The organism is Maritimibacter harenae, assembly GCF_009882975.1.
GTDB classification, from domain to species: Bacteria; Pseudomonadota; Alphaproteobacteria; order Rhodobacterales; family Rhodobacteraceae; genus Maritimibacter; species Maritimibacter harenae.
The window spans coordinates 10,782-22,975 of record NZ_WTUX01000014.1 but is presented as its reverse complement, the minus strand read 5'-3'; the positions used below and the strand labels follow the sequence as shown (position 1 = coordinate 22,975).

15 protein-coding genes are annotated in these 12,194 nt (G+C 63.2%); 4 read left to right on the top strand and 11 right to left on the bottom strand.

Going from position 1 to position 12,194, the window contains the following annotated elements:
- Positions 1–210 precede the first annotated feature (210 nt).
- Complete coding sequence (locus tag GQE99_RS11985) at positions 211–1,482, bottom strand: helix-turn-helix transcriptional regulator (protein WP_161351872.1); 1,272 nt, start codon at positions 1,480–1,482, stop codon at positions 211–213.
- Positions 1,483–1,487: 5 nt separating this feature from the next.
- Positions 1,488–2,780 carry a hypothetical protein gene (locus tag GQE99_RS11980; protein WP_161351871.1) on the bottom strand — a complete coding sequence of 431 codons (1,293 nt, stop codon included), beginning with the start codon at positions 2,778–2,780 and terminating at the stop codon, positions 1,488–1,490.
- A 409-nt stretch (positions 2,781–3,189) separates the two neighbouring features.
- On the opposite strand from GQE99_RS11980, the gene GQE99_RS11975 reads away from it, so the two are divergent.
- Entirely contained in the window at positions 3,190–3,549 is a 360-nt protein-coding gene (locus GQE99_RS11975) for a hypothetical protein (RefSeq protein WP_161351870.1), read from the top strand.
- 340 nt (positions 3,550–3,889) lie between these two features.
- Complete coding sequence (locus GQE99_RS11970; protein WP_161351869.1) at positions 3,890–4,204, top strand: hypothetical protein; 315 nt, start codon at positions 3,890–3,892, stop codon at positions 4,202–4,204.
- A 90-nt stretch (positions 4,205–4,294) separates the two neighbouring features.
- Here the strand turns inward: GQE99_RS11970 and GQE99_RS11965 are convergent, their stop codons facing one another.
- The 6 genes from GQE99_RS11965 to panB all read right to left on the bottom strand — a co-directional run bounded on the left by GQE99_RS11965 (position 4,295) and on the right by panB (position 9,075).
- Positions 4,295–4,636 (bottom strand): antitoxin Xre/MbcA/ParS toxin-binding domain-containing protein, encoded by a 342-nt coding sequence (locus tag GQE99_RS11965; RefSeq protein ID WP_202530769.1) that lies wholly within the window; start codon positions 4,634–4,636, stop codon positions 4,295–4,297.
- Between the two features lie 56 nt (positions 4,637–4,692).
- Positions 4,693–5,052: an H-NS histone family protein gene (locus tag GQE99_RS11960; protein ID WP_161351868.1), complete on the bottom strand. Its 360-nt coding sequence runs from the start codon at positions 5,050–5,052 to the stop codon at positions 4,693–4,695.
- Between the two features lie 646 nt (positions 5,053–5,698).
- Complete coding sequence (locus GQE99_RS11955) at positions 5,699–6,988, bottom strand: aminodeoxychorismate synthase component I (RefSeq protein WP_235917212.1); 1,290 nt, start codon at positions 6,986–6,988, stop codon at positions 5,699–5,701.
- The gene (locus GQE99_RS11950; protein WP_161351867.1) at positions 6,978–7,295 is read right to left on the bottom strand and encodes a Dabb family protein; all 318 of its coding nucleotides are present in this window, start codon (positions 7,293–7,295) and stop codon (positions 6,978–6,980) included. The genes GQE99_RS11955 and GQE99_RS11950 overlap by 11 nt, the downstream gene beginning before the upstream one ends.
- Before the next feature lie 77 nt (positions 7,296–7,372).
- A complete protein-coding gene (gene panC, locus GQE99_RS11945) occupies positions 7,373–8,251 on the bottom strand; it encodes a pantoate--beta-alanine ligase (protein ID WP_161351866.1) in 879 nt (292 codons plus the stop codon).
- On the bottom strand, positions 8,248–9,075 hold the full coding sequence (gene panB, locus GQE99_RS21565; RefSeq protein WP_161351865.1) for a 3-methyl-2-oxobutanoate hydroxymethyltransferase: 828 nt from the start codon (positions 9,073–9,075) through the stop codon (positions 8,248–8,250). Before panB ends, panC begins: the two co-directional genes overlap by 4 nt.
- 99 nt (positions 9,076–9,174) lie before the next feature.
- Between panB and panD the strand changes: the two genes are divergently transcribed.
- Complete coding sequence (panD, locus tag GQE99_RS11935; RefSeq protein WP_161351864.1) at positions 9,175–9,669, top strand: aspartate 1-decarboxylase; 495 nt, start codon at positions 9,175–9,177, stop codon at positions 9,667–9,669.
- Between the two features lie 139 nt (positions 9,670–9,808).
- On the opposite strand, the gene GQE99_RS11930 is transcribed toward panD, so the two are convergent.
- Complete coding sequence (locus GQE99_RS11930; protein WP_161351863.1) at positions 9,809–10,102, bottom strand: hypothetical protein; 294 nt, start codon at positions 10,100–10,102, stop codon at positions 9,809–9,811.
- 613 nt (positions 10,103–10,715) lie between these two features.
- On the opposite strand from GQE99_RS11930, the gene GQE99_RS11925 reads away from it, so the two are divergent.
- On the top strand, positions 10,716–11,084 hold the full coding sequence (locus GQE99_RS11925) for an MbcA/ParS/Xre antitoxin family protein (RefSeq protein ID WP_235917211.1): 369 nt from the start codon (positions 10,716–10,718) through the stop codon (positions 11,082–11,084).
- A 120-nt stretch (positions 11,085–11,204) separates the two neighbouring features.
- On the opposite strand, the gene GQE99_RS11920 is transcribed toward GQE99_RS11925, so the two are convergent.
- Both GQE99_RS11920 and GQE99_RS21560 read right to left on the bottom strand, forming a co-directional pair.
- Positions 11,205–11,714 (bottom strand): hypothetical protein, encoded by a 510-nt coding sequence (locus GQE99_RS11920; RefSeq protein ID WP_161351861.1) that lies wholly within the window; start codon positions 11,712–11,714, stop codon positions 11,205–11,207.
- Positions 11,715–11,817: 103 nt separating this feature from the next.
- On the bottom strand, positions 11,818–12,194 hold a 377-nt coding region (locus GQE99_RS21560; protein WP_235917210.1), incomplete at its 5' end, for a hypothetical protein.

The following is a 12,194-nucleotide window of genomic DNA, read 5'->3' as shown; positions in this document are numbered from 1 at the left end:
GGTGATAAAGGCCAGGCGAATGGGGGCATTGAAAGCGTCGGCGACGGTGCTGATCGCGCTCACAGCATTGGCGTTCTTTTGGACGATCTTCGTGCCGTAGAGCAAGCGTAAGTGTGCGGCCCTCGGTTGGTGACCCGCGGCGGCTAGAAAGTCTGCCGTGGACCAAGGCTGGTACGGCTTTGTTGCGCCGCCGAAGGCATCCCGACACGGTCAGTTGAGCCGCGCCACGATGCTTGCCAGTTCGCTCTGCTTGGAAATATCGAGCTTGTCGTAGATGACCTTCATGGTGGAGCGAGCCGTGTTCTCCGTGATGTTCAGCATCTGCGCGCAATGGCGGATGGTGTTACCGGCGGCGATCGCGGCCGCCACGCGGGCTTCGGCCGGGGTCAGGCCGAGCATCCGGAGCAAGGGCTGCACGTCTCGGGGTTGCCTGTCTGCCGGGTCCGAAAAGATCACGAGCACGGCTCTTTCGCCCGTGAGGACGGGCGCCACCGGCATGGCGCGTGCAAGAAGGGGCGTCGCATGGGTAGGGCGTTCCAGCGCGACCTGGTCGGAAATTGTCATGTGCCGGTCAGACGGATTGATCAGGGCGTCGAGTGCCCGCTGGTCGTTGCGCCGCCAAGCCCGGAGGCGGCCATCGAACTGGGCATTCTGCAGGACCTTCTGCGCGGACGGGGTCATGTAAAGAACACGGCCATCAGTGGCCACGAGAGCCGCGGCATGCCCGATCCGCGTCAAGAGCTCGCCCAGGGCGATCTTTGCCATCTCGCCTTCGTCAGAGACGCTCTCGTCCGTGATCGCTCGTGGCTCGCCGATGACGAAGCTCGCGCCTGGCAGGTAGATGCCCCACAGCACATCCACGATATCTAGGTCGATCCGCTTGCCAGACCGACGGAGGTCGATCTGGCACCGGCTGACGGACACCTCCTGCATGCGCGAGGTGTAGGCCACGACGATCTTGGCCAGTCGATCCTCCCAGTCCTCCACCAGATAGAAGTGTGTCCCCGAGGTGGGCGGTGCGTCGGAACCAATTGAGCGTTCCGCCGACAACCGGCCAAGAATGCCGTCCTCGTCGTGCGCAGTGCCGGTAAGCTGCCCGTCCAGGAGGTCGATGTTCGTGGTCGCCGGACCGACGAAAGGTCCCGAAGGCGTTAATGCCTCAAGCGCTCGGCCGTCGTCGTAGTGGCCCACGAGGTAATGCGCGGGCGATCCGTCCGGTGCATCATAGCCTTGGACTTCGATGCCGACATAGAAGCAAGAAAAGGGTGCGATCGCCCAACCCGTAGGCGCCGTGTACATCGAGACGATCCCGCAATGCGTTTCGTTTGGTTCCAGGCCTTGCGGCAAGATGCGACGTACCTGAACCGGGTCGAACGTGACGCCGACCGAAAGATAGTGGTCGACGTCCACCTGGTAGGGCGGTGGCGGCAGGGGCAGTTTGTCGTCGCCCGTGGTGTGGAAGAAGGTCTTGGGCTCGGCCATGGGCGTCACTCCAAACGGGCCACGATGCCCGCGAGCTCGCTCTGCTTCGAGATCCCAAGCTTGTCGTAGACCACCCTGAGGGTAGAGCGCGCGGTATTGGCGGTGATCGCCAGATGATCGGCGCAGTCGTTTACGGAACGCCCAGCCCCGATGCCGGCTGCGAGACGGGCCTCGGCCGGGGTCAGGCCCAGGACCTGCAGAACCTTGTCGATATCCTTCGCCGGGCGGGCTTCCGGTTCACTGAAGAGCACGAGAAAGGCCGGCTCGCCCGCCATGGCCGCGGAGACCGGAAGGGCGCGGGCAAGCACGGGGAGCGCGTTGTCGGGCCGAACCAGGGCCACGGGCGGGGAGATCAGGGTGTCCTGGTTCCCCGTGCTGGCGATGACGCCATCGAGTTGTCTCTGATCCTCCTTGCGCCACGCGATGAGGCGTCCGCCAACCTGGGCCATGGCCAGCAGACCCCGGGCCTTGCTGTTGATAAACAGAAGGCGGCCATCCCGGCTTACCAAGGCCGCGGCCAGGCCAATCCGGCTGATGACATCCATCAGGCCGAGCCGGTGTGCTTCGGTATCGGGCGCGCCAGTCTTCGGGTCGTAAGGGTGTGGCTCTCCGATCGCCAAGGGTGTTTGGGGGCAATAGTAGGAGAACAGGAACTCCACCGGCTCTAAGGACTTCAGCAATGGAGCCGCCGTGTCCGTCAGCGCGTAGTCGACAACCTCAGCGCCGCCGAACTGGGCCGTGTAGGTGACGTAGAAATGCGCCAGCCCGCCCTTGGGCGCATCTGCCAGATAATGGTGGATCCCCGAGGCGGGCGCCGGTAGGTCGTCCCCCGTGCGCCGCAGCTCGATCCGAACCTCGGGCTCATCGCGCCCGCCTTCGCCGTACCAGGTAAATCCATCGTTCCACTGGCGGCTGTAACCAATTTCCATGCGGGCATTGTAGTGGCGCCGGAACAGGCGGCCTGGCTGGCCTGAATAGTAGTTCACCGCCCGAAACAGGCCCGGCGTGCCGTCAGCAGAGGCCGCGTGCTTCACGTCCAGTGCGAGGTAAAGGAGCGAGTAGGGCTCGAGCCCCCATCCGCCTGTCGAGGTCAGCATGCCAATGAAGCCGGTCGCCTCGTCGGCGATCTCGAGCTCGGCCGGCACGGCCGCGCGCACCGCGTCGCGGCGGAAGCGGGCCCGCAGGAAGAGGAAATCCCGCGTCATGATCTGGTAGGGCGGGGGAGGATCCTCGCCGAAATGCGCGATCCCGTGTGCCGCGTGGATGGGGTTCGGTCCGATGTGGTTCGTCTTGTCCATGGCCTATCCTCCCGATGGCCGGGACCGGTCCGCCCATTTGGCGCGGACCGTCGCGGCACCAAGAACAACCTGTCGTGTCGGTCGCCGCACGACGAGGCAAAGCCCGCGGGCGGAGACCGTTTGGGATGGGCCAACATGCCGATGGGTCACGAGGGACCGGCGTCGGTCAAGTTAGTCCCTAATATCGCTGATGGTCCGGTAACCTGTCCAGCCATTCCTCGCCCTGACGATCACCGGCCCAATCTGAGTGTCGCGTAGAAAAAGCCTTGAGGAACCCCATGAATGTGGGGTGCCGGCCTCGCGACGGTCTGGAACGCTCAAGGGGCAGCCCGTTCAGGCAAAAGCCGTCCCGCGGGCACCCCACCGCACGTTCGGACGACCCGAAGTGCTCCAGACACGGAGAAAGACCATGACCCGCATTGCGCAACTCGCCGCCCTCGCGCTCCTCGCGGCAACCGCCGGGGCCCTGGCCCAGGACCGCACCGCCGCACCTTACGCCCCCATCGAGGTATCGCCCCTGGGTTGGCACGCGACACCGGCCCCCTACATTCCCCTGACAGCGAAACAGGTCGCCGCCCGCAAGCGCGCCCAGATGATCCTTGTAGCTCGGGCCATCGCGAAAGACCGCGTGTTGCAGGGGTACCTTCTCGTCCAGCCATTGGGCGGCTCACGGATGGAAGGTGTTCCCGGTATCGCCAGCTATCCGCCGGCTATTGTCGGTCCGCAGCGAGAACCCGCTGAGCGCACAAAGCTCGTGAGCCTGAAATGAAACCCGGATGGTGTGCCGTCGCCCGGTGCCTCACTCACTCCCTTCAAGGCGCCGGACTGCGCGCCATGACCGCCCCGAACTTCGGGGCGGTCGCCGTGAGAGCGGCAACAAGGGCCTCTACCAATAACGATGGGTGAGTGTCGGCGGCGGTCAGCTCCAGCTGGTCCTCGCCCGCGTGCCGCTGACCTTGGCCAATCGGGCGATACTGCACGGTGCCACTAACGGCCGGTTCCGGGAAGCTGCGTCGCAGCGATGACCAGTCTGGTGAATGACGGTATTAGGGCCATCGACTGTTTGAGACGACTTGCGCGATCGGGAAAATTAACGCAGTCATTGCACGATGGAACTGGTTTACCCAATCAACTTCATTGGCCACGATAAGTGGATGCAGAGCGTGTACGATCCGCGCCTATCGCAGGGCGACGTCATTACTCGTGACGGCGAGGTTATCGGCGCCTGGCGCGCTTTGGGCTATGATCCGAATGATGAGTATTCTGCCGGGCTGTTCGAATTTACGGCTTTTGGAGAAGACTCTGCGACGTTCACGGAACGCTTAGCAATGCTTGGCGTGCTAATGAGCCGGGGCTTTGCGCTGTCAAAACTGTCAAGAACAGTCAGGGATTGGTATGAGGCTAACAATCCCGAATTCTCATGACAACACTGCGGTGGGAAGAATAACAATAATGCACGCGACATACGAAGCAGTTTCGGAGTGAACCTAAAGCCAGGTCTTAATTCCGTCGCATCAGCTGTATCCGCCTTCAGCAATCCGCTTAATGTAGGCCTTTACCGCAGCGCCACGCCCCTGGCGCACCAACTCCGCAGCGCTTATATTGTCAAAAGACGGCAAGGGCTGCGTTTCATACCAAGAAACGGCCTGGGCGTGGGAGCCAACCCAGGCCTCGATCCGTTCAATAATTTCCGCGGCTACGGCCTCGCTCGCGGAGGCTGGATTTTCGTTGGTTTCGTCCGGCCGTTTCTGGGCTTCCCGCGTCCGCACGCCAGTCCTTTCCAGGGCCGCTCGTAAGAACTCGACTTCAGCAATGAGCTCATCGCGGGTCATTTCATTTAGCGGGGTGCGTGCCATGGCTTTTTTCTTAATCCTTGGCGGTGCGGAGTTTAAGGAGGCTGTCCGTTTGAGACCTAGCTCGCCGTCGGTTGCTCTTTTTTGATCTCGATATCTTCGAGCTTTCCGCCGGCCGCGAGATGTTCTTCGATCCATTTCGGCTTACGGCCCCGTCCCGTCCAGGTTTGCTCGGGCGCGTTCGGATTGGCGTATTTTGGTGCGACCTTTGTGCGGGCGTCCTTTTTCTTGGGCGTGCGTTTGGCCGGTTTCACATCAGCCAGGTCATCAAGCGAATACCCCATGGCCTTTGCCGCTTTCTCAGCAGCGAGCCGCGCGGCTTTCTTTTCGTCTTCTTCCACGCGCGAAAGCGCCTTGTCGATATCTGTCTTGAGCTTCTCGAGCTCCTTACGGTTCATTTTCTTGAGGTTGGGCTTCATATCGTAATCCTTAAAATGTTCGGGGTCAGACTAGCGAAAACAGAAATCATAACAAGAGCTTTGGTTCGATAGGTGGAGCGGTCCCGCGGCTTCCCCGAATATTGATGTCTATCAGCCGTTATCAGACCGCGTGCGATCCGGCACTTGTCGCCGTTCACGGTCCAGCAATTACCCTCTGTTCCATATTTCGTCTTTAGCGGATTTTCAGGATGGCCCGCTCCTGGTGGGTCCATCAGAAGCAAACCAATAAGGCAGGAGTTGGCGGCGGGTATACGTGGTCGCCGAAGACAATCCGAAACGGTGGCTCCAGCCATTTCTATGAAGTCGTGACGGAGGCCCGTCCTGGCGATCTCGTATTCTTGTCTGCGGGCACTTTCATAAAAGCCGTTAGTGCGGTCGGAGCATCGGCTTGGTCCGCAGAGAAAGGTCGGCGAGGCGTAGGATGCAGCCGGTTGGTTGGTACCAGGTAGAGTACGAGGAGCTCGCACATCCTATCCGGCCACAGGACCACATGGATTTACTGGCACCTCTCCTTCCCGAAAAAACGCGCCCATCCGCGCAGACGGCAGCGGCAACCAGGTCTACTTGGCCGAGATCTCTGAGCCCGTCGGCAAAGCTTCAATGCCGCTTATTGGCCGCCAGCTTGTCAGACTTTTCGCCGACCGTGGAGCGAGACAGGGGAGGCGCCCCGTGCGAACGTTTGATGCTGTTCCAGAACCGACCCTGTAGATCGGGACCGGGTCTCGGCGAAGTCCTCGGTTCTTTCTGCCACACCGCCAGCGAAACGCGCCTTGAGCAGGGACTCTTCGTATTCCGCGCGCACTTCGGAATCGTAGACGAGGCCGCCGCCGACGTTGAGCACCGCTTCGCCGCCTTCGTGCAGGGTGATCGTGCGGATCGCCACATTGAAGCGCATGCGGCCCTTAGGGGCGAGATAACCGATTGCACCGCAATAGGCGTCGCGCGGGCCATGCTCCAGCGCGCGCAGGATCTGCATGGCCCGTATTTTCGGGGCGCCGGTGATCGAACCACAGGGAAAGAGGGCCGCGATGATCTCTGCGAACCCCACGCCACGCGCCAGCTTGGCCCGGATGCGGCTGACCAGCTGATGCACCGTCGGGTAGCTCTCCAGCCGGAAGAGTTCGGGCACCTCAAGCGTTCCAAGCTCGCAAATGCGGGAGATGTCGTTGCGCAGGAGATCGACGATCATCAGGTTCTCGGCCTGGCACTTGGCATCCTGTCGCAGCGCCTCGGCAAGTTGTGCATCCTCTTGCGGGTTGGCGCCGCGGCGGATGGTGCCCTTCATCGGATGGGTCTCGATCCAGCCCGCATCGTCGACATCGAAGAAGAGCTCCGGGGAGCGCGACAGGATGACGGGGCCGCCCAGGTCGACGAGCGCCCCGTAGCGGACGGGCTGCCGGGCAGTCATGGCATCGAAGAGCGCCGCGGGCGCCCCCTGCCACCGGGCGGTGATCGGAAAGGTCAGGTTCGCCTGGTAGCAATCCCCGGCGCAGAGGTGCCGGTGGACCTGCTCGAAACGCGGCGCGTAGGCTTCATAGGACCATGCCGTTTCAAAGGCCGTGAGCGCCGCGTCGGATATCTGAGCCGGCGTGACCGGGCGTTCCCGCGGCGCGTCGAAAACGCCCATCAACAAGAGCGGCAGGCGGCGCCCTGCTGGCAGTTGGTTAAGGAGTTTCGGCTCGAGTGCGTAGCCAGCTTCGTAGCTCAGATAACCTGCGCACCACCTACCCGCACGCTGCGCGTGCTCTACGTCTGCCAGGGCGGCGCGCAGCTCCTCGGGCGCGTCCGCACGTATGATGGCATGGGGCTTCGCGAAGTGCATCTCGCGGCCGGCGACGTCGTCGCGGAACAGGATCTCCGCGCCTGGCGCCGGTCCCCCGGACATATCCGCCTCGGCCGCGATGTCAGCTCTCATCGCCAGCCGTGGTGAAGGCGTGTTCCACGTCGTAGTCGGCGGCGAGCCGCAATTCGCGCAGCGGCTTCACCCGTTTTATGGACTCGGCGTAGAGCGCGTGGGCTTTGTAGGCGGCCAGCGCCGCATCGTCTGCAAACTCGCCGTAAACCACGATATCGACTTCCTTGCTCGCCGGATCGGATTTGCGGTTGAGCGCGATCTCGAGGTGGTCCGCGTGCGGGATGCGCGTGAGACAGCGCAGACCGTCGCGGATGGCGACGAGATTTTCGCTCTCCCGGGCGGTGAAGAAGACGAAATGGCGGATCATGAAGGCCCCTGTTTGGTTCTGGAGATGTCGCGGAATATGAGTGGCGCGCTTGGCGTGGTGCTCTTCGCAACCGAAGGTCAGGCGGGCTCGAGTCTGTCGGTCGCGTCGACGGCCGCGGCCTTAACCGGGACATTGTCGATCAGGCGCACGCCGTCCAGCCAGACAGCGATGAAGAGACGGGCAGGGCGGTCCGCGGTTGTCACGGGCATGAGATCCGGATCGCCGCGCAGTTCGAGGTAATCTATCTCGCCGAAACCCGAACTCGCGAGCGCTGCGCGTGCGGTCGAGAGAGCTTGAGCGACGTCCACGCCACGACCAATGATCCTTGCCGTGCTTTCAAGCACCTGTCCGACCATTGGCGCGGTTTCGCGCGCCTCTGTATTCAGTCGCAGGTTGCGCGAGGACATGGCGAGCCCGTCCGCCTCGCGGACCGTCGGGCAGCCCACGATCTCGGTCTTGAGGTCGAGGTCGGTGGCCAAGCGACGCACGACCTGGAGCTGTTGGAAATCCTTCTCGCCGAAGAGGGCGAGGTCGGCGTCGGTCTGGAGCAGGAGCTTGGTGACCACGGTCGCCACGCCGTCGAAATGCCCTGGCCGGGTGGCACCGCACAGCCCTTCGCTGACGCCTGTGACCGAAATCGAGGTCGCGAAGCCGTCGGGGTAGATGTCCTCCGGTTCGGGCACATAGAGCACGTCGACCGCGAAGGGGGCGAGTTTGCGGGCATCGCTCTCCTCGGTGCGCGGGTACTTGGCAAGATCTTCGGCATTGTTGAACTGGCGCGGGTTCACGAAGAGCGTGACGATCACGCGATCCGCGCGCGCCTTGGCGGCCTCCACCAGGCTCAGGTGGCCGGCATGCAGCGCTCCCATCGTCGGGACCACCCCGATGGTCGTGGCGGTTTGGCGCCACTCCCGGATCAGGGCGCGGAGCTCGGATTTGCGGCGGATGATCTTCACGATGTGGCTCCTTCGTCGCCAAAGACGTGTTCGGGCGCCGGGAAGGCGCGCGCGCGGACTTCTTCGGCATAGGTCCGGATCGCGGCGGAGGCGCCCTCCGCAAGCGTGGCATAGCGCTTCACAAACTTCGGTTTGAACGCGTCGAAGAGCCCGAGCATGTCGTCGATGACGAGGATCTGCCCGTCGCATCCCGCCGAGGCGCCGATGCCCACCGTGGGGATGTCCAGCTCGTCGGTGATCGCGTCGGCGAGGGCAGCGGGCACCTTCTCCAGGACGACCGAAAAGGCACCGGCGGCGGCGACCGCCCGGGCATCCTCGCGGATCCGGTCCGCATCCGCCCCGCGGCCCTGGACCCGGTAGCCCCCGAGCGCATTGATCGCTTGCGGGGTCAGGCCGATGTGGGCCGTGACCGGAATGCCGCGCTCCACCAGGAAGCGGATCGTCGCAGCCATGTGCTGTCCGCCCTCGAGCTTGACCGCGCCGGCCCCGGTCTCCGCCATCAGCCGGGCTGCGTTGCGAAACGCCTGCTCGGGGCCCTCTTCGTAGCTTGCGAAGGGCATGTCGACGACCATGAGCGCTCGGCGTGTCCCCCGCGCGACCGCCTGGCCGTGCAGGATCATCATGTCCATGGTCACCGAGAGGGTGGAGGGCAGGCCATGGAGCACCATCCCCACGCTGTCGCCCACGAGCACCAGGTCGCATTCCGCATCCGCCAACTGAGCGACCGGCGTGGTGTAGGCCGTCAGGCAGACGAGCGGCACGCCGCCCTTGCGGGCGCGGATGTCAGCGGCCGAGAGGGCCTTCTGCGGGGCGGGTTGACTCATCTCATGGCCTCAAGTTTACGTAACGGCAACTTGGTAGTGTGTTCGCCCGCAAGTCGCAAGCTCTGCCGGCCGTGCCATAGAAAGAAGGTAGAGCAACCCATGAAAAAGTTCGTCGCTGCGAAGCTGCACGGGATCCATGTCACCGACGCCGACCTCGAGTATCACGGCTCGATTACGCTGGACCCGGACCATTGCGAGGCGGCGGGGATCCTGCCGATGGAGTTCGTGGACATCTGGAACAAGCAGAGCGGCGCGCGGATCTCGACCTATGTCATCTACGGCACGCGCGGCGCGCGCCAATGCATCCTGAACGGCGCCGCCGCGCGGACCTGCCAGGTCGGCGATCAATTGATCATCTGCTCGCACGATCTGCGGCCGGCCGAGGACGTAACCAGGATCGCGCCGAAGGTGCTAACCTTCACGCGCGACAACGAGGTGGGCGAGGTTCTGACCTATGCCGCGTCCCGGGATGCGGACGGGCGGCTGACCTTCGAGATCCAGAAGGAGGGCGAGGCGCAACCCATCCCATACAAGGAGGAAGGGAGCGGGATCGCGTTTCCCGGGTTGGGGTATGCCGGCAAACCGCGACGTTGACAGCGCGTTGCGTGAACGACCTTTGAAGCCTAAATGGACGGCCAAACGTCGCCAGACGCAACCATCTGTGGCGCCGAACACGGATCCGGCGCCACATGATTAGTCGCGAGAAGGCATGGGCCTTTAGCGGTATCGATCGTCAAGCGCCGCGGCGTTCAGCTTCACGTGCGGCCATCTCGAGGATCTCGAGCGGGAAATACCAGCGACCGGAGTTTGCGCCACTGCCGGTCATGATCTTTTCTCCGTGTCCGAGATCGCGCAGCTTGGCAATCGCGGCGCGCGGCAGACCGCAATCATGGCAGTAGAAGCGGCCTGCGGACGAGCCGCGAACCGAACGAGGTTTGATCTGCAGACCGGCTTTTACGAGCAGCGAGGTTTGGTCCTCCTTGCTCAGGTTGCGCAACGGCGCGGCGATTTCGGAAGGTATCTTCATAGTTTTATCCTCAAGTTTTCCTGGGGAGACCGCCTCCCCACTGAGGATGTTGGTCCGTTTTTCGAGGGCAAAAATCGGCGGGAACAAATCTGGCCGAGCGGCGTCAGACTTGCGGTCTTTTGGAGAGAGCAGCCGTCCTGTCGGTCGAACGCAGCTATGGGAAATTGACCGCTACGAGGCGGTTGTCGCGACATCGAAGAAACCGGTACGGGGCGGTGCACCCTGACGGTTGCCCTACCTTGAGCGACGCCGACGTCATGGGTAGGATGAGGACCGAACTTGAGGACATCGGTGCACGTCCTCGGTTCGACCCTTCCCGGTGAACGTGGGTCGGGCTTTGCTCGACCCACGGTTCATTGCCCCATATCTACGTGCGCCTCACCGCAACACAATAGTTATTGCCAAAGCAAAGATTCACCGCGGACACAGAGTGTCTTTGACCCATCCGGCATTGCAGAAAGTAATTGGCGGTGACGATCATGTCGTTACCGGAACGATCATCCGTAAAGGTGTTGCTGGGTCGGCCGAATAGTTGGACGATCCGGAGACGCGAACGAGCGAGACGGGTATGTCAGATCAGGCAACATCGAGAGAAGGCGTGCCGCGGTGGCCCTTGCCGAAACTGACCCAAGAGGAAAGCTGCGCCATGGTGGGCGCGGTCGTGAGGCTGTTTGATCGTTGGTCGGTGGCGGACACCGAAGCGCTGGTATTGCTCGGTGATCTGCCGGCGCAGACCTGGAGCGAATGGAAAGCCGGTACCGTGCATAGCGTTGCGCGCGATGTCGAAGCACGGCTTGCGCATCTATTGGCGATCCACAGGGCCCTCCGAACCATCTTCACTGACGTGCAGCGTGGCTATCGATGGGTTCGCCAGCCGAATACAGCGTTCGGTGGACGGTCCGCCCTGGATGTCATGCGCCAGGGCAACGTGGACGACATCGTCCGGGTCCGTCGCTATCTCGAAGGTGTCGTGGGCGCATGAGCTGAATCGGTCCGGGCATTTCCGCACCGTGTTTCGTCGGGAGAAGTGGCCGGTCCACCTCTGGGCGCAGCGGTGGTGCCTTGCAAAACAACGGTGGGCGCAGACTTGGTCAACGGCCTGTCAGGCGTGCCGCCGTCGACGTTCGCGCTGGATCCGCTTCGATCGCACATCGCGCGGGAGCGTGTGGTCAACCCACCCCCAGATAGCGTCCGCGGTCCCGTGCTCGAACCCGTGGCCCTTGTCGAGCACGCCGAAGACGCCGCTCTCTTCAAGGTTCGTGAGCAGCACGCCGGTTGGAACGTGGACGCCAAGGTAGACGGCGCCTGCTGGGTCTTGCCAGGTCGTGTCGCGGACCGCTCCGGTGCTCCGATCGACACCCCAGGCATGATGGAAGGGCAGTTCGCCGCAGACGGGGTCCCAAGCGTAACCCTCAAAGTATTCCACCTCGCCTTTGAGGGTCAGATCCCATGCGTTCCGAAACGCCTGGCGCGGTTCTCCGCATTCCATGTCTGGCGGCAGCGGTTCGCCGGCCATGGGTATGCCGTGCTCGCGCAGGAAACGCGCTATCGGTTCCTGTCCGAACACGCCGGCGAAGCATGCGTCGATCAGGTCGTAGAATGTGGAGGCCATTTTGGTGTCCTTCGGGGTAGAGACGTGGGTCATGTGTGGGGGGCGTAAAATGCCCTGGGCCGGCCGGGTGACCCGTCTTGCGGATCACCCATGCGTGCCGGTTTCAGGGCTTGCCGTAGGGTTCGGCGGCGCGGCAGTCGCGCAGGAAGACGTGGGCCGGGTCCGCGAAATTGTAATACGGCGGATCGTCGGGTCCGAGGCGTTGCCAATAGGCGGTTCTCTCGAGCGAGGCGGTGGTGTGGAGGACACCCAGGGAGGCCAGGAACAGCTCGCGGGCTGGGCGCTCGTGCCCGCCGTGGGACAGGTTCATGCCGAGCCCCTCGAGGTACCGGGACACATCGCGCAAGTAAGCCCGGCCCGCTTCGGTATGCACGGCATCCAGCTTGTCGCTGTTCCTGACCAAGTCCGCCTTTCGACGCCGCAACGCCTCTCTGGAGTAGGGGGTACCCGGCAGGTCGGATGCGAGCTTCTCCGGAAGCT